At 54.8% G+C, this 17,203-nt stretch carries 15 protein-coding genes and 2 pseudogenes; 4 read left to right on the top strand and 13 right to left on the bottom strand.

Annotation, left to right across the window (positions count from 1 at the left end; genetic code table 11):
- Nucleotides 1-42 precede the first annotated feature (42 nt).
- The 5 genes from OAN307_RS05225 to OAN307_RS05205 all read right to left on the bottom strand — a co-directional run bounded on the left by OAN307_RS05225 (nucleotide 43) and on the right by OAN307_RS05205 (nucleotide 4,752).
- Nucleotides 43-1,326 (bottom strand): TRAP transporter large permease, encoded by a 1,284-nt coding sequence (locus tag OAN307_RS05225; protein ID WP_015498786.1) that lies wholly within the window; start codon nucleotides 1,324-1,326, stop codon nucleotides 43-45.
- Nucleotides 1,323-1,871 carry a TRAP transporter small permease subunit gene (locus tag OAN307_RS05220; RefSeq protein WP_044044484.1) on the bottom strand — a complete coding sequence of 183 codons (549 nt, stop codon included), beginning with the start codon at nucleotides 1,869-1,871 and terminating at the stop codon, nucleotides 1,323-1,325. The genes OAN307_RS05225 and OAN307_RS05220 overlap by 4 nt, the downstream gene beginning before the upstream one ends.
- Before the next feature lie 27 nt (nucleotides 1,872-1,898).
- Nucleotides 1,899-2,930, bottom strand: coding sequence for a TRAP transporter substrate-binding protein (locus OAN307_RS05215; protein ID WP_015498784.1), 1,032 nt, complete (start codon nucleotides 2,928-2,930; stop codon nucleotides 1,899-1,901).
- A gap of 24 nt (nucleotides 2,931-2,954) precedes the next feature.
- Nucleotides 2,955-3,779 (bottom strand): putative hydro-lyase, encoded by an 825-nt coding sequence (locus OAN307_RS05210; protein ID WP_015498783.1) that lies wholly within the window; start codon nucleotides 3,777-3,779, stop codon nucleotides 2,955-2,957.
- Between the two features lie 94 nt (nucleotides 3,780-3,873).
- Entirely contained in the window at nucleotides 3,874-4,752 is an 879-nt protein-coding gene (locus OAN307_RS05205) for a LysR family transcriptional regulator (RefSeq protein WP_015498782.1), read from the bottom strand.
- A 73-nt stretch (nucleotides 4,753-4,825) separates the two neighbouring features.
- On the opposite strand from OAN307_RS05205, the pseudogene OAN307_RS29675 reads away from it, so the two are divergent.
- Nucleotides 4,826-4,957, top strand: a pseudogene (locus OAN307_RS29675) (IS30 family transposase); the annotation flags it as partial.
- A 261-nt stretch (nucleotides 4,958-5,218) separates the two neighbouring features.
- Here the strand turns inward: OAN307_RS29675 and OAN307_RS05200 are convergent.
- Together OAN307_RS05200 and OAN307_RS05195 are read right to left on the bottom strand one after the other, a co-directional pair.
- Nucleotides 5,219-8,347 (bottom strand): efflux RND transporter permease subunit, encoded by a 3,129-nt coding sequence (locus tag OAN307_RS05200; RefSeq protein WP_015498781.1) that lies wholly within the window; start codon nucleotides 8,345-8,347, stop codon nucleotides 5,219-5,221.
- Complete coding sequence (locus OAN307_RS05195; protein WP_015498780.1) at nucleotides 8,347-9,426, bottom strand: efflux RND transporter periplasmic adaptor subunit; 1,080 nt, start codon at nucleotides 9,424-9,426, stop codon at nucleotides 8,347-8,349. The genes OAN307_RS05200 and OAN307_RS05195 overlap by 1 nt, the downstream gene beginning before the upstream one ends.
- Before the next feature lie 82 nt (nucleotides 9,427-9,508).
- Between OAN307_RS05195 and OAN307_RS30650 the strand changes: the two genes are divergently transcribed.
- Nucleotides 9,509-10,129, top strand: a complete 621-nt coding sequence (locus tag OAN307_RS30650) for a TetR/AcrR family transcriptional regulator (RefSeq protein ID WP_015498779.1) — start codon at nucleotides 9,509-9,511, stop codon at nucleotides 10,127-10,129.
- Nucleotides 10,130-10,298: 169 nt separating this feature from the next.
- On the opposite strand, the pseudogene OAN307_RS05185 reads toward OAN307_RS30650, so the two are convergent.
- The 3 genes and pseudogenes from OAN307_RS05185 to OAN307_RS05175 form a co-directional block, all read right to left on the bottom strand.
- Nucleotides 10,299-11,123, bottom strand: a pseudogene (locus tag OAN307_RS05185) (IS3 family transposase); the annotation flags it as partial.
- 407 nt (nucleotides 11,124-11,530) lie between these two features.
- Complete coding sequence (locus OAN307_RS05180) at nucleotides 11,531-12,442, bottom strand: pirin family protein (protein ID WP_015498777.1); 912 nt, start codon at nucleotides 12,440-12,442, stop codon at nucleotides 11,531-11,533.
- 238 nt (nucleotides 12,443-12,680) lie between these two features.
- Complete coding sequence (locus OAN307_RS05175; protein WP_015498776.1) at nucleotides 12,681-13,622, bottom strand: IS1595-like element ISOan10 family transposase; 942 nt, start codon at nucleotides 13,620-13,622, stop codon at nucleotides 12,681-12,683.
- A 170-nt stretch (nucleotides 13,623-13,792) separates the two neighbouring features.
- Between OAN307_RS05175 and rimO the strand changes: the two genes are divergently transcribed.
- Nucleotides 13,793-15,205 carry a 30S ribosomal protein S12 methylthiotransferase RimO gene (gene rimO / locus OAN307_RS05170; protein ID WP_015498775.1) on the top strand — a complete coding sequence of 471 codons (1,413 nt, stop codon included), beginning with the start codon at nucleotides 13,793-13,795 and terminating at the stop codon, nucleotides 15,203-15,205.
- Here the strand turns inward: rimO and OAN307_RS05165 are convergent.
- The gene (locus OAN307_RS05165; RefSeq protein ID WP_083902913.1) at nucleotides 15,202-15,795 is read right to left on the bottom strand and encodes a dCTP deaminase/dUTPase family protein; all 594 of its coding nucleotides are present in this window, start codon (nucleotides 15,793-15,795) and stop codon (nucleotides 15,202-15,204) included. The two genes, rimO and OAN307_RS05165, sit on opposite strands and share 4 nt — an antisense overlap.
- A gap of 160 nt (nucleotides 15,796-15,955) precedes the next feature.
- On the opposite strand from OAN307_RS05165, the gene OAN307_RS05160 reads away from it, so the two are divergent.
- Nucleotides 15,956-16,465: a deoxycytidylate deaminase gene (locus OAN307_RS05160; RefSeq protein ID WP_015498773.1), complete on the top strand. Its 510-nt coding sequence runs from the start codon at nucleotides 15,956-15,958 to the stop codon at nucleotides 16,463-16,465.
- Between the two features lie 10 nt (nucleotides 16,466-16,475).
- Here the strand turns inward: OAN307_RS05160 and OAN307_RS05155 are convergent, their stop codons facing one another.
- Nucleotides 16,476-16,820 carry a diacylglycerol kinase gene (locus tag OAN307_RS05155; RefSeq protein WP_015498772.1) on the bottom strand — a complete coding sequence of 115 codons (345 nt, stop codon included), beginning with the start codon at nucleotides 16,818-16,820 and terminating at the stop codon, nucleotides 16,476-16,478.
- The gene (locus OAN307_RS05150) at nucleotides 16,821-17,171 is read right to left on the bottom strand and encodes a YigZ family protein (RefSeq protein ID WP_044044480.1); all 351 of its coding nucleotides are present in this window, start codon (nucleotides 17,169-17,171) and stop codon (nucleotides 16,821-16,823) included.
- Nucleotides 17,172-17,203 lie beyond the last annotated feature (32 nt).

Raw genomic sequence — 17,203 nt, 5'->3', positions numbered from 1 at the left:
GTCTAAAACCCACAGTCGTTTGATTTTACAGGACTATGGTATTTACTGCAAAGCGTGCGGCAAAAAGAGAGCGATATTGGGGAAGGCGATCAACAAGAAAGCCATCAGCAACATCGTCAAGCAATAGGGAATCGCGCCCAACATCACTTCGTTCAAGCTGCCCGACTTTCGCGCGCCTTGAACCACATAAAGGTTCAATCCGACCGGCGGCGTAATTAGCGCCATTTCGATAAGCACGATCATGAGGATACCAAACCAGATCACGTCGTAGCCCTGCACCAGAACCATCGGCACGATGATCGGAATGGTGACAACCATAAGCGACAGCGTTTCGATGAAAAAGCCAAGCACAATGTACATGGCGACGACGACCAGAATGAAGCCAAGCGGTGACAGGCCAAGGCCCTCCATGAAGGTCGTCAGCTCGCGGCCCAATCCGGCAGACGCCAGTGTGAAATTCAAGAACGACGCGCCGATCACGATCAGCATGATCATTGATGTGATTTTCACCGTGCCCGTCAGGCTTTGCGTCAGCATGTCCCACGACACGCCACCAAAGACGAACGCGATCAAGAAGGCCCCTGCGACACCGACGGCGGCGGCCTCGGTCGGGGTCGCCCAGCCGCGATAGATGGACCCCACGATAAGGCCGAACAACAGCACAATTGGCACCAGATCGACCAGTGCGCGCATCATTTGCGGGAACGGGAACGTGCGGCGCATGCCCCCCAGATCAGGGCGGATCACGCAGATGATGACGGTGATCAGCATGAACATAAGCGCCAGCGCAAGGCCCGGAATCAAGCCCGCCAAAAATAACTGCGGGATCGATGATTGGGTCAGGAAACCATAGACGATCAGGTTGATCGACGGTGGGATCATGATGCCAAGCGTCCCACCCGCTGCGATCGCACCAGAGAATAGTTTCGGGTCATAGCCCAATTTTTCCGCTTGCGGCATCGCGACTGTCGCAACCGTGGCGGCAGTGGCCACAGACGATCCCGACGTGGCCGAAAACATCGTCGCAGTCGCAATATTGGCGTGCACCAACCCGCCGGGAAGCCAGGACACCCAGCGATCAAGGGCGGCATAGGTACGCTCAGCCACACCGCTGCGTACCAGAATTTCGCCCAGCAGCACGAAGAATGGAATAGCGATGAGCGTGGCGGAATTTGACGCGCTCCACACCATGTTGCCAAGGCCCCGGATCAGCGGAAAATTAGAGAAGAATATATCAATGCCGAACCCCAGCAGGAACAGCACAACACCAACCGGAATGGACAGGGCAAGCAGCCCCAAAAGCGTGACGCCGACATAGGTAATCATTTCAACGTGTCCTGTTCTGCGAAGGCGCCAACAATGGCTTCGGTCTCGCCGTAGCGACGTTTGAACACCAAGCTGATGGCCGCAAAGCTCAACAAGGTGGACATAATTGCGAACCAGACCCAGCCCGCAAACCACGGCAATTGAACCCAAATCAGCGGCGTTTGCAGGGGCGTGTTGGCGCGCGACCCGTTAACCAAGGAACGTTCGACAACTGGCCATGCCTTGATCGCGATGGTGATGACTACGCCGGACATGACGCATATGCTGAACACATCGAATACGGCCTTACCGAAGGTCTGGAACCGTGTGCGCAAAATATCGATGCGCACATGGCCCAGTTCCAACAGCGTGTAAGACATGCCCCAGGACGTCGCGAGCGCCATAGCGTAGCCCGCGATTTCCTCGGTGCCGCCAAGGGACGTGCCAAACCGGCGCATGATGATATCTGTCAGCACGAAAGCCGCACAGGCCAGCAACCCAAAGCCGACCATGAGGGCCACGCCTTTGTTGATCGCCCGCAAGCGCTCTATCATCTTGAGTTCCATGTTTGCCACGTCCCCTAGCTTGCCCGTTTACTCGATCGAAACGCCAACCGCAGTGCCGACACTTTCGTTCCAGCGTGTGGCCCAATCCCCACCAGCGCGCTCAGCCCAGTCAGGCAGCACTTCGCTCGTCAGGATGGTGCGGGCACGCGTGAAGTCTTCTTCACTGACCTCGACAAGGGTCATGGCGCGTGCTTCGCCGCCTACGCACTCGCCATTGCCGGTCAGGCAGGCCACGTCATTCACCAATGCACCCTGCGCGCTGGCCCATGCTGGGTCTTCAAAACCGGTCACGATTTCGGAGGTGATCAACGCCTGATCATCCGCGCTCATGGAATTCCATTTGTCGAGGTTGATGGCCGTTACGACCGGATCCCAGCCTCCCAGCGGGATCGGCAACAGGTGCGTGGACACTTCCCACCACCCCGCGCTGTACCCGGACCCGGCACCGGTGACGGCGCAATCGACAACACCTTTTTGCAACGCGCCCGGCACTTCGGAGAACGATACGTTTACGCCTTCAGCGCCCAATGCTTCGAGCAGCAGCGCGGTCATGCGACCGGATGCGCGGACTTTCAGGCCTTCAAGGTCGGCAAGGCTGGCAATGTCCGCGTTACAAAACACGACCTGTGGCGGGTACGGCGCGATGGCCAGAACATGGCTGTTGAACCGGTCACGGAAAATGTCTGCCACCATCGGGCGGGCAGCATCGACCATGGCGCGCGCATCATCCGCCGTGAGCGCCAAAAGTGGCACGTCCAGGCCTTCGAGTTCCGGCGCGTCGGACACCGCATAATCGCCCACAGTCATCGCGACATCGTAAACACCTTGGCCGAGCAGCGGGTAAATGTCACCCAGTCCAAGGCTCATCTGGTTGTGCGTCGTCAATTCCACGTTGATCGTGCCGCCAGATGCGGCAGGCAATGTCTCGGTCCAGAACGGCGCTTCGTAAGCGTTGTGCAACGGCAGGCTGGACCAGCTGCCCACGACGGACAGGTCTTCGGCAAATGCCGGCGTCGCAAGCGCTGTTGTCGCCGCGAGGATTGTTAATGTACGTTTCATTTTCAGTCTCCTTGTTGGGTCGTTTCAGTTTGTTTTTAATATTGTCGTTTCGGCATCCTCGGCCACATCCGCGATCAACATGTGACCAGGTGAATGGGTAATGCAGATCGCAAGACCCGCATCCAGAAGGACATTTTGGGGCGTCACACCGCACGCCCAGTACACCGGAATTTCACCTGCACGAATCTCGACTGCATCGCCCCAATCAGGGCGCGACAGGTCCGCAATTCCGATTTGCGCGGGGTCTCCCACCGCAATGGGCGCGCCGTGTGCGTGGGGGAACAGCCGGCTAATTTCAGTGGCACGGGCAACTTGCGTCGCTGGAATAGGGCGCATCGTCACCACCATGTTCCCGCCAAATTTTCCCGCAGGCACAAGATCGATGTTGGTGCGAAACATCGGCACGTTCTTACCCGTTTCAATATGGCGCACAGGAATACCCTCGCGCAGCAACGCATTCTCAAACGTAAACGAGCAGCCCAGTGCGACGGTCACCATGTCATCTGTCCATGTGTCGCGAATGTCCGTCACCTCGTCGGTCAGCGCGCCATTTCGAAACACACGATATTTTGGCACATCGGTGCGGATATCGATGTCTTGGCCCAACGTCGGCAGATATGGATCACCACTGTCGCCCACCGCCACAATCGGACAAGGTTTCGGGTTGCGCTGACAAAACCGCAGGAAATCCAACGCGACGTTTTCAGGTAGGATTGCGATGTTGCACTGCAACTTGCCAGCCGCAAGACCGGCCGTATGCCCCGTGAAAGATTTTGTGCGGATCGCTGCGCGCACATCTGCCGCAGCGGAGGCTACAAGATCGGTATGCGAAACGGATGTGATCGTCATGATGGCAGCCCCCAAGATATGCCAAAAGCATCACATGCCCGTCCACTTTTGTGCAAATTATCATTTTGTATCATTTGTGATAGAAATTTTCTATCTACTTGCGGTGCGTGATATCCCATACCTGCGCGACATCACGGGCAATTTCAGCACTGTTTTCAACGAGAAAGCTGCGGGGCTCCGACAAATATGATGCTGTAAAGGCCAGTGGTTTGGGCCTAAATCCAGGATCGAATTCCACGATTTGTCCGGAAGCCACGAAATCATTGGCGAGAGCGCGCGGGTATGGCCCAACAGCGATTCCTGCAGCAATCATCTTCAAGCTCGCAGACAAAGACGCCGACGCATAGACCCGCAATTGCGGCCCTACCCTGCGCGACAGCTCAGACATCAATTCACGATAAGGGCGTGTTTTGCTTGAATAGGAAATGATGGGAATGGCAGTTAGATCGGTCTGCGGGTTGGTCGCGGATCGATACCAATGCAAATCAAAAGCGGGCAATTCTACGTTTTCGACCGTGAATTCGGATACTGGTCCCATCAAGAATGCCAGATCCAGACGCCGTTCCAGCAGGGCCGCGCGAAGGTTCATTGATATATCGACCGTCAAATCCATGTTTACCCGCGGATATTGTTCACTAAAGGCGGTCATGAACTCCGGGAGCCACGCTTGGGCAATCGTCTCCGCCGCACCAACCCGAAAGAGTCCTTCTGCTTCCGACGGGTTTGCGACGCGCTGCTTGATCTCTTCTTCAACGAACAACATCTGTTCAGCGTAAGACAGCAGAAGCGTACCATGCTTCGTCAAAATCAGCTCGCCTGGGCCGCGCTCAAACAACTGCACACGCAATTCTTGTTCCAAATTTGAAATGCGGGTTGAAATGGCTGGCTGCGATAGATGCAACCGTTGTGCCGCTTTGCGAAATCCACCGAGCCGGGCCACCCAAAGGAACGTTCTGATTTGGTCAAAAGTCATGGGTGTATCAATATTGATTATCGATGCGGGGCGCAATTCATAAGCTGGGCGGCATATTCGCCAGTTGTGACTGATTTTCTTCTGTGATCCTCCGTCTCCTTGGCAATGTGGATCAAACGAAAATGCAAATTGGCTTCTTAAACAGTATTTCCCGCGTGAAACCGACCTGTCAGTCCATTCTTTAGCAAAACTCAGTGCAGTCGCCAGATAGTCAATGATGGGCTGATGCCGTATGCGACGGCAGCCCATCCGGCTCGAAGCGAAGACGTGGCTTTCTAATGCCCAGCAGTATCGTCTCGCTATCAAGAAGCGCCGGTTGCAGGTTTTGCCCAGAGCATATTTGCATTTTATCTCCTATCCGTCTCGGTGCCACCAAGCCGAAGCGTCAACGCTTATCGTCAGACTGAGCACATAAAATCGTTTCTATAGACGTGATCACGCTTTGTTTGCGCCCTGCCCTCGGCTCTTATTCAGCAGCAATGGGATGCAATTGCGGGGTTTTGTTATTTATTTTCTGGGTAACATCGGTTTCAGGTTTACGAACCAAAAGCCCCTCGCGCCGCTCCTTTCGTAGATAGGTGTGGTAAAGGACCGGCACACCTACGAGGGTCAGAATGGAGGCAAAACCAAGGCCCGCCATGATCGCCACTGCCATTGCGGCAAAGAAACTATCGGCAAGCAAAGGCACCATGCCGAGGATCGTTGTCGCAGCAGCTAGCACTACGGGACGCAGACGGCTTGTGCTGGCCTCAACGATAGCATCATACTGGCTAAGGCCCTCTTCCTTTTGGATGTCGATCTCCTCAACCAGGACAATGGCGTTCTTGATCACCATCCCAGTCAGCGAAAGCATTCCCAGCAAAGCTGTGAAACTAAACGGCAAGCCAGTGAACAGCAGACCCAATGCTACGCCGTTCACGGCCATTGGTACGATCGTCCAAATCACTGCGGTCTGCCTTAACTTACCAAACAACAAGACCGTAATCAGCAGCATCACCCCGAACGACAGCGGCATCTGCCGCCCAAGGCTTTGCTGCGCCTCGCCTGCGCTCTGAAACTCGCCCCCCCATTCCAGCGCGTATCCTTCGGGCAGTAAAATCGCCTCTATTGCGGGACGGACTTTCGCGAATACGGTAGGTGGGGTCATGCCTGCGATGACATTAGCATGCGCAGTGACGGTTGGCTGGCGGTCACGCCGCTCAATGAGCGTATCGCGCGCTAGGACCTCGAAGCCATCAATTGCTTGTGCCAGTGGGACGTAGGAACCCGTAGCTGACGACCAGACCGGTTGATCTAAAAGCGCATTTTGGCTTGCTGATTGAGCTGTGTCGCTGCGGATGATAATGTTGATAAGCCGGTCACGCTCACGGTAGACACCCGCTGGGACGCCATCGGTTACAAGTGCGATGGCCGTTGCAATGTCAGCACGGGCAATGCCAATGGTCTGGGCACGCTTTTCTGCATAGATCGGGCGAATGACCGCCTCTCGCTCATGCCAGTCGATTGTTTCGCTATGTAGATCTGGCGTTGCGGTGCGCAAGATATGCGCAGCCTCAATCGCCAAAGCGCGCAATACGTCCGGATCAGGACCAGAAAAGCGCGCTTCGATATCGGCAAGCACCGATGGGCCGTATATGGTCTGTTTCGTCATCAAGCGGGCCCAAGGCAGGTGTTGCGCCACGAACATATCCAAGTCCCGACGCAATGCAGGGATCGCGTCAACATCGCTTGCTCGGATCACCAGTTCTCCATAGGATGGTTCGGGCAATTGTGGCGCATAAATGAGCAAAAAGCGCGTCACGCCCTGTCCCGCACTCGTCGTAACAGCGGCCACGTCATCGCGTTCCAACAGCCAATCTTCGATCCGTGCGAGGTCTTGGGATGTTGTATTAATCGAACTGCCCTGTGCTGCCTTGTATTCAAGGAAAAACAACGGTGTGTCAGAGGGTGGAAAAAACTGTTGCGTGACCTGACCAAATGCCACAATGCAACCTGCTGTAATTCCAAGAAGTGACACAATGACCAACCAGCGCGCCCGCAACGCACCGCGCACAATCCCGCGGTAAGCGCGAAAGACTGGGCCACTGTAGGGGTCTTCACCCTCCTTTAATCCTCCGACCTTAAACACATATGCCCCCAAAAGAGGTGTCACCGTCACGGCGAAAACCCAAGACAACATCAGCGACAGGCCAATCACTGCAAAGAGTGAAAACAGAAATTCACCACTGGCGTCAGGTGATAGGCCGATCCCGGCAAATGCCATGATCCCGATGACAGTGGCTCCCAGCAGTGGGATGCCGGTCCGCCCTGCCGCAATTTCGGCGGCTTCAGTCGCTGAGGTGCCCTGTCGCATTTTTTGCTGCATGCCTTCGGCGACGACGATAGCGTTATCGACAAGCATACCCATCGCGATGATGAGCGCGCCCAAGCTGATGCGTTCAACTTTTATATCAAACAGATACATTGCAAAAAAGGTCGCCATGACCGTCAATAAAAGTGAACCACCGACGACGATTGATGCGCGCCAACCCATGAACAGCGCCAGAACCAAGATGACCACACCCACCGACATCACAAGTGATACTAGAAAACCAGCGGCCGCTTCATCCACGACACGGTGCTGTTCGTAAATTGGGTCAATTTGCACTCCAAGTGGCAAAAGCGGCATGATGCTGTCCAGGCGCGCCTCAACGGCTTCACCCACATCAACAATGTTGCGACTGTTCAAACCTGCAATGCCTAAGGTGAATGCGGCACGACCGTTATGACGGATAATATGCGTCGGGTCGTCAACGCGGTGCCGCGATAGAGTCGCTATATCGAGCAAGTTGATGACTTCGCCATTCACCCCAAGGGACAAAGAGCCAAGATCAGCCGTGCTGTCATTCGCTCGGGGAGCGTCGATCCGAAGGTCACGTCCATCAGACCCGGCCGTGCCTGTTGGCACGATATCGGTTGCTGTAGATATTGCGTCAAGAATTGCGCCCGGCGCGACACCAAGTGTGCTAAGGGCACGATTATCAAGGTCGACAAAAATCGCTTCTTGCGGCAAGCCCAAAAGCTGCGCGTTTGCGACGCCGTCAACGGCCAAAAGCTCGCGGCGCAGAAAAGTGGAAATCTCCCATATGTCAGCGTCTGAGTACCCGGGTGCTGACACGGCATAATACAGACCAAACACATCACCGAAATCGTCATTAATGACGGAAGGCAGTGCTCCAGCGGGCAGCAGCCCACGGGCGTTGTCGACACGGTCGCGCAGATCATCCCAGATTTGTTTTAGGTCTTCACCGTCGTACTGCTCGCCAACCTCTACCTCAATTATCGACACGCCAGGAACATTGCGTGAGGTGATCGTCTTGATCTCACCCATTTGCTGAATTTCAGCCTCGATAGGTTCTGATACTTCCATCGCGACTTGCGCAGCGGTGGCCCCCGGATATGCCGTAATAACCAGGGCGGATTTCAGCGTGAATATAGGATCTTCAAGTTTACCTACATTTAGATATCCGAACATCCCACCAAAAAGGGCGAACAGGATCACAATCCACGTATATAGTGACTTTTCGACAGAGGCTTTCGCAATTGCACGCATCATCAGTTTGTCTCCTCAACGATAAGACCATCATAAACTCGCACGCGCTGGCCATCACGCAGCAGGTGCGCCCCTGCGGCGACAACACGGTCTTCAACTATCAGCCCTGAAACAGCGAAGCCCAACCCATTTGGCGCACCGACCTCGACATCGCGTCGTTCAACAATACCAGTATTTTCACCATCAGCGCTGAACACCATGACTTCGAAACCACGATCCGTCGTGGCCAGAATTGCACCCGCAGGCAAAGCCATTTTGCTCCCCACCGCATCCAATGCCGCAGTGACCGTCATCGACATTCCTGGAATAAGACCGACTGCCGCTTCGTCCGGTAGGCGCAGCGCCACGCGAAAACTTTGTCCTACTTGGCCCGTCTGTGCCTCATATTCCGCCAGAGTAAGAGGAATACTCTGACCGTCAGGCATCTGTGCCGTAAAAAGGATCGATGACGGATCGCCCGCACGGGTCAAAACTTGTTCGGGAACTTCTATTTCGACCCGAACTTCGCTCATGTCGTGCAACCGTAAGATCGGCTCGCCCGGCTCAATATTGGAAAAATGTGTCGCAATACGCGATGCTACGATCCCATCAAAAGGAGCATACAAGGTTGCATTCTCAAGGGCTGCACGGGCATTGCGCAACGCGACATCCGCTCGTCCCCGCACGGTTCCTGCATCTTCAACACGCACCTGCGACGCGGCGTTTGACGCAGCCAACGCTTCCGCTCTCGTCAGTTCTCGTTGGGCCTGAGCAAGGTTGATCTCGGCAAGTTCAACCGCTCGTTCCAACGGCGCAAGATCAAGCCGCGCCAAAATCGAGCCCATTTCAATCGCTACACCTTCCGTTACCGGAAACAGAACCAAACGACCGCCAACTTCGAATGATAGATCAACAGTTTCACGGGCTGCAACGCGCCCGAAGAACGCGCGTGACGTCGCTGAAACCGCATCTGGAGAAACCAGTCGCACAGCGAACAACGGAACTGGATCACCTGATGGGGTCAGCGGTGTTTCCTGTGCCAGAGCCATCCCCGCGACAATAATCATTGGGATGGTGGCTTGCAAATAGGTTATAAGTGGCATTAAAGGCTCCTTAGGATACATAACAAACTACCGATCGTTCGGTCGGCTTGAGCGTCATATAAATGATTCGGAAACCACGTCAATGGAAGATGTACAAAAAAATACTGGCGAAGATCGCCGCACCAAGCTTGCGTTATTTGCTCTCCAGATCTTCTTGGAAAAAGGCTATTCTGGCGCATCAATGAGCGCCGTTGCAAAAGCCGCAGGGATAAAGAAGCCGTCGCTTTATCATCACTTTTCCTCAAAAGAGCAGCTTTTCCTTGCGGCCCTTGCGGCGGATCTCGACCCTTTGTGTTCTCAGTTTGATCAGCTTATGGAGCAACCCAAAATTGCCCCAGAAGCCGTCTTTCGCGGTGCCTTGGGGCTATATTATGACGCGATGGTGAACTCTGCTATCGGTAGCATCATGACCGTTATTTCGGAAACCTCACAAACAGTCCCCGAGGTTGCTGAGGGATTTCATGACGATTTCATTGCTGAGTTTGAAACCTCCCTCGCGGAGGTTTACGCACCTTGCCGCACATCTGGCACACATCGCAACGTACCTGATGTTACTATAAACCAGCTTGTTTTTGGTCCGCTGCTTAGCATCGCGATATCCAACAAGATGTTCGCCAACGTGCCGCGTGTTGCTGCGCATTGGTCAAAGGGGCGATCGCGGGCAGAGTTCATCGATATGGTCGATGGCCTGCTCCGCGTCTGACTCAATTTTTGGGTCTGTTTGAACGATCTAAAACGATTTGCGCCTAAATCAGCTTGTCACGGCGATTCTTGTCAAGACCAACAGACCCTTCACATCGAGCCACTATGCGGACAACAAAAGCCTTGTTACTAGCTAGGGCGATCGCTTGCATTGAGGAGCCCCTAGTTTGCTAGGCACCTGCCTTGATCATTTTCCTTTGTTTTATTTCATAGTTAACCGGCGACAGCATGCCGTTGTTGGTATGCTTGCGGTTTGGGTTATAGAACATCTCGATGTAGTCGAACACGTCCTGTCTCGCGGCGTCGCGCGTCAGATACGTCCGCCGCCTGATCCGCTCACGTTTCAACAGTTGAAAGAAGCTCTCTGCGACGGCGTTGTCATGGCAGTTCCCACGTCTGCTCATACTGGCATCTAAATTGTGTTTGCTGAGGAACGATTGCCACTCCTTGCTGGTGAATTGTGAGCCTTGACCCGAGTGGACCATTACTTTGGTCTTAGGCTTGCGCCGCCAAACAGCACTCAGCAGGGCCTGCAAGGCGAGGTCCGTCGTCATGCGCGATTGCATCGACCACCCAACCACACGCCTTGAGAACAGATCAATCACAACAGCCAGATACGACCAACCTTCGTGCGTCTTGATATAGGTGATGTCAGTGACCCAAACGAGAGCGGTCATATCAACCTCAAACTGTCGATCCAGTGTGTTATCAGCGACCACCGCTGGCTTGCCGCCATATCGAGCAGGTCGACGTTTGTAGCCAATCTGGGCAGTGACACCTGCCAAGCTGGCCAAACGCGCCACACGGTTCTCTGAACAGGTCTCACCCGCGTCACGCAGATCGTCATGCAGTTTGCGGTATCCATAGACTTTGCCGCTATCTGCCCAGGCCTGCTGGATCAGATCCGTTTGACGCACATCTTCAAGTGCACGCTGGCTCAATGGCTCCTTAAGCCATGCATAAAAGCCGCTGAAATGCACCAACAGGACCCGGCAGGCGATTGCTCAGCAATCTGCCGAGAGGGGGCCAGCGGCCAAAACCGCGCAAACAGGCCCCTCTCATTGATTGCCTTGCAATCAACTGCTCGGCAGCGGGAACACATGGCTGCTTCTGACAAATGCACAAATCTGATCAAAAATATCTTGCTATGCAGGAGCAACCCACACAAAATATTCTCAGCGATTGCAACATCACCACATCGCAGAATGGTGGTCATGATAAGCCCGAAGCGGACAGTGGCGGCATCCCCAATGGCCACGGAAAAACCCCGGTGTTTGGCACACAAACAGGACCATTGGCTGGATGCCCGTATTCCAAAACAACCCATCGGCCCCGCACGACACCCAAGCACGCGTCGTCCAAAGAGCAGCGATTGAACAGACGACCTGCCAATCCCCCCGCCTTAATGCGCAGGCTTGATAAACGTCCCGTTGCGTAAATCACGGATCGCTTTTTTCAGCTCATCCTGCGTGTTCATCACGATGGGGCCATGCCATGCGACGGGTTCTTCGATCGGCGCGCCAGATATCAGCAGGAAACGCACGCCGTTTGGCCCCGCTTGCACCGTGACCTCGTCGCCCGTGCCGAACCGGATAAGGGTGCGGTCACCTGAGAGATCGCGGATGTTGACTTCTTCACCCATGACTTCTTTTTCCAGCAGCACACCGGACGGCGGGCTGGCATCGGCAAAGGCCGCAGCCCCCTCAAACACATAGGCGAACGCGCGACGATAGGTGTCGATCTGGAACGTCTTGCGCACGCCCGCTGGCACCGTCACATCGAGGTATTGCGGATCAGCGGCAATGCCATCCACCGGACCACGTTCGCCCCAGAATTCGCCTGTTATGATACGCACAACCGTGCCATCGTCATCGGTAACTTCTGGTATTTCACGTGCATTTACATCCTGATAGCGTGGATCAGTCATCTTTTGTGCGGACGGAAGATTGCCCCAAAGCTGGAAACCGTGCATCTGCCCCGCCGCGTTTCCGTGCGGCATTTCCTGATGCATGATGCCGGACCCTGCGGTCATCCATTGCACATCACCCGCGCCCAGCGTGCCGGTGTTGCCAAGGCTATCGCCATGTTCGACCGTGCCGTTCAGCACATAGGTGATCGTTTCAATGCCGCGATGGGGATGCCACGGAAAGCCCTTTTCGAACTGCGCAGGCACCTCGTTGCGAAAATCATCAAACAACAGGAACGGGTCCAATTCGGATGGGTCTGCAAACCCGAACGCGCGGTGCAAATGCACGCCTGCGCCCTCCATGGTGGGAACGGCTTTGCGGGTCTCAAGGACGGGACGAATTGACATGGGTGTCTCCTACGGTTGGGGTGTGACTGATGTAGGACGGCGCACAGGCGCATTCAATCGCCACCCTGTAACGGATGGTGTGCGCAAATGCACAGTAGAGGCTTATCCCTTTTAGTCCGGTTGCCCCACATGTTGACGCGGCGCAGAACCTCGCCCTTGTGGCTTGAGAGGCGGATCGGATCAGTTTGTAACATCTGGTGGGTTTATGGGGCGTGGCTTTTGCCGTGAACAAGGGCCTTCAGGCGCGCTGTTCAACAAAATCACGATATGTCGCTGGGCCAATACCAACACCGATCCCCAGCAGCGTGTCGAAGGCGCTTCGCATGTGTCGCCGTCGGTTCCAGCGGAACACAAATTCGTCGAGATAGCGTTGCAGATGGCATTTTCTGAGGCCGTGGAAGACGCCTTTTGCCCACGTTTTTAGGTTGGAGAACACGCGGTGGACCCAGTGGAGTATGTCATGTGCCTTCTTGCCGCTGACGACCTTCGCCTCATGCGTGTTTGCAGGGGGATTTTCGTAACCTAGCCAGCCATCCGTGATGACGTGAGCGCCAGGCTCTACAGCCTGACCAATGAACCCGTGTAGCGTCTTTGATGCGCCGTCGGGAATGTGTTTCATCCTGATACGGCGCGGATGTCCGTCTCTTGATAACTCGACGGCGCAGACGACAAACATCTTTCCGACCGGGCTCCGCCCACCCTTTGGCCGGTCCTCGGGATCATGCCGGGACCGGAACGGAATCTCTGTTTCATCGATCTCGACAAGGTCTTTCAGGGGGTTGCGGTCAGGGTTGACCATCGACCGCCGCAGCTTTTGCAAGAGGAGCCACGCCGTCTTGTAGCTGCCAAGGCCAAGTTGCGCCTGAAGTTGCAGCGCTGACATGCCGTTGGAATGGCTGGTGATGATGTGCGCGGCAAGAAACCAAATTCGCAACGGCAAATGGCTGCTGTGCATCACCGTGCCAGCCGTCACGGATGTCTGCCGTGCGCAACCGGCACATTCCCAAGTCGCGCGATTTCGCTTTAACGGCCAGCCCTTGCAGGTGCCACAGGAAGGACACACAAAGCCCTCAGGCCAACGATGTTCCGCCAGATAATGCGAACACGCTTCCTCATCAGAAAACCTGGCGTCGAACGCCGAGCGGGACATGGGTTTGTCGTTTTTCCATCTGGCTGGCATGGGTAGAACAATACAAGAACATTGTAGATTGGCAAGCCGCTTCACACTACATCAGGTGCCGCCGGAGCAAAGGGGATAAGCCTTTGCACAGTAGATGCAGGGGCCGCGCAGCCAAGACCGACATGCGAATCCCCCTTCCGCAAAAGCATCAAAAACGCTAAAGCGGCGCTATGTCACAAAACCCTCCCAGTCTTCGTCCGGATTTGGCCAATGCGCGCGTCCCGCGCGACGCCCCGAAAATCGCAACACCTGACGCACGTCGGGTTAATCAGCCGACCATCGGCATGGTGTCGCTGGGCTGCCCCAAGGCGCTGGTGGACAGCGAACGCATCCTGACGCGCCTGCGCGCAGAAGGCTACGCGATCAGCCCCGATTATGCGGGTGCGGATGCGGTGGTCGTCAACACCTGTGGCTTCTTGGATAGCGCCAAGGCCGAAAGCCTTGATGCGATAGGAGAGGCGCTGACCGAAAATGGCAAGGTCATCGTCACCGGCTGTCTAGGAGCGGAACCTGACTACATTCGCGAACACCACCCACGCATTCTTGCGGTGACAGGCCCGCACCAATACGAACAGGTGCTGGATGCGGTGCACGCCGCCGTGCCGCCCAGCCCCGATCCGTTCATTGACCTGCTGCCCGCAACCCAAGTGTCCCTGACCCCGCGCCACTACAGCTATTTGAAAATCTCCGAAGGCTGTAACCATAAATGCAAGTTCTGCATCATCCCCGACATGCGTGGCCGCCTGCAAAGCCGCCCCGCCCACGCGGTGATGCGCGAGGCTGAAAAGCTGATCGACAATGGCGTCAAGGAACTGCTGGTCATCAGCCAAGACACGTCCGCCTATGGCGTCGATACCAAACACGCACGGGACCGCGGGCATCGCGCGCATATCACCGATCTGGCGCGTGATCTTGGCAGCCTGGGCGGCGAAAACAAACCATGGGTGCGCCTGCACTACGTCTACCCCTATCCGCACGTGCGCCAGTTGATCCCGCTGATGGCTGACGGGCTCATTCTGCCCTACCTCGACATTCCGTTCCAACACGCGTCAACGGATGTCTTGCGCCGCATGGCCCGCCCCGCAGCGGCCGCCAAAACCCTCGATGAAATAACCGCGTGGCGTGAAATTTGCCCCGACATCACCCTGCGATCGACATTCATCGTCGGCTACCCCGGTGAGACAGAGGCGGAATTCCAAGTGCTGCTCGATTGGATGGATGAGGCGCAGTTAGACCGCGTCGGCTGTTTCAAATACGAAAACGTCGCCGGAGCGCGATCAAACGCCCTGCCCGACCACGTCGCAGCCGAAGTCAAACAAGACCGCTGGGACCGTTTCATGGAAAAGGCACAGGCGATATCCGAGGCGAAATTGACCGCAAAGGTAGGTCAGGTCATAGACGTGATCATCGACGACATAGACGCCGACGGCGTCGCAACCTGCCGCACGAAGGCTGATGCACCAGAGATCGACGGCAACCTGTTCATTGACGAGGGCACGGAGGGGTTGTCTGTGGGGGAGATTGTAAAGGTCGAGGTTGATGAGGCTGGGGAGTATGATTTATGGGGATTAATCGTAACTTAGCCCTCATTCGGTGGGATAACTGTATTGCTTGCTGATCCAGCCCAGCTGCGCATCCAAGTTAGGACAGAATCCCACCAACTTTGATAATCTGGAAGTGCCCATACATATGCAATGGGTCCAAAAACAACGACCATAAAGATTACGGTCCACCACGGATGCTTAGCAGCCGTTCCGTACAGTAGCTGCCATGTAGTTTTGGCATAAAACTCGTTGTCAAAAACGGGAATATCCAGAAAGCTCTGAGAATAATCATTGAGTGCATAAGAGGTTATGGCTTTCTGATAACTTTCTCTTTTTACACTCTCATCTCGCTGATGATGCTCACTAACATCATCATGTTCAAAGAAAAGCACACGAAAAAACTTTTCCCCTAAGGCTACTTCTACTGTTCGTTTGCTGAAATTTAAAAGGACAGTACTGATAGGGCCATTGTAAAACGGGTCAATTACTCCGACATTAAACGCAATTAGTCTTTGTTTTGTGAATGTAGTGCGTAATGTTGCAAGCCCAGTGACTGTCGCTGGGAGTTGAAACTCCTCCTTTGAAAGCAACCAAACCGCCTCGTTGGGCTTAATTGCATACCGATCAATTGTAGTTCGCCGTTTTTCGTTGTAACCCTACTTGTCCACTGGGAAAATCTCTCCGATGGTAAGATCATAAGTTGCGTGTTTTAAGTTAGTTTGGTCACCACCTACTAGCAACTTTCTGGAGATGATCTCCGAACCAACAATTAACTTTGAGGACTTACCAGTGCCAGATAATGTCATAGAGTTTTCTCCAGAATGTCATGTTACAGAAGACACCATAACCAATTGGGATCGACGGTTTTTTCAGCTTTCCAACACGATAGCGGGTTGGAGCGAGGATCAAAGCCGAAAAGTGGGATGTGTCATTGTTAGTCAAGAGAATGGAATATTAAGCACTGGTTACAACGGCTTTCCACGGGAGGTTCTAGACAAACCAGATCGTCACTCGTCACTTGACGGTGAAAAATACTACTGGTTTGAACATGCGGAAAGAAACGCCATCTATAACGCTGTTAGAAGCGGTTCAGCCCTGCTCAACTCGAGACTATATGTGAACTTATTTCCTTGTGCCGACTGCACCCGAGCCATCATTCAATCTGGTGTAAAGGAACTCAATACGTTTGCTCCAGACCAGAATGAAAAATTCTTTCAACGCAGCTTTGAAGTATCAATTTCTATGCTTAATGAAGCCAGCGTGCAACTCCGTCTTTTCCCTGAGAACGCGGTTGTTTGAGCAGCTTTTTCTACCCCACCAACACCACCACCCAAGCCACACCAACGGCGATCGCGCTCAGCATCACAGCGCCACTCGCCGCGTCTTTGGCTTGTTTTGCCAAATCACTGCGATCCAATGACACCAAATCGACCGTGCGTTCCACTGCAGTGTTGAGCAGTTCGACCACCAAAACCATTAACCCAAGCACAAGGATCAGGGCGCGTTCGCCGCCATCCAGCAGCACAAAACCAAGCCCGCCAGATACAATATTGGCCCAGACCCATTGGCGAAACGACCGTTCCGTCAGCCATGTGTCCCTGATGCCGTCGCATGACCAAATAGTCCGCAATTTTAGCCGCTCGAAAAAACCCATTCACCCGTCCTCCAAATAGACCCGCACCGCATCCTGCACGCGGCGAAACCGGTCACCACCCAGATGTACACCGCCAAACCAGCGCGTGACGACGACAATCTCACCAACACGCGCCTCGCGTTCCAGCATGCGGATGATCACAAGACCCGCGCCCGCCTCGCCGTCATCGGATTTGATCGGCGTGCCGTCAGGCAGGATCAGACCCCATGTGTTGTGGGTGGCTTTGGCAAATTTCTTGCGCCGACACAGCGCCTTGATGAACGCCTTGGCCGCAACCCCAGACGCGCACGGGCCACCGGACACCGCGTATTTCGACCCACGGTCAGTGAAGATATTCTCAAACACGCGCATCTGCTTCATCGACCCACCCTGCCTGAGGTCGC

It is taken from the genome of Octadecabacter antarcticus 307, assembly GCF_000155675.2.
GTDB lineage: Bacteria > Pseudomonadota > Alphaproteobacteria > Rhodobacterales > Rhodobacteraceae > Octadecabacter > Octadecabacter antarcticus.
This window is presented reverse-complemented; position numbering and strand designations above follow the sequence as displayed.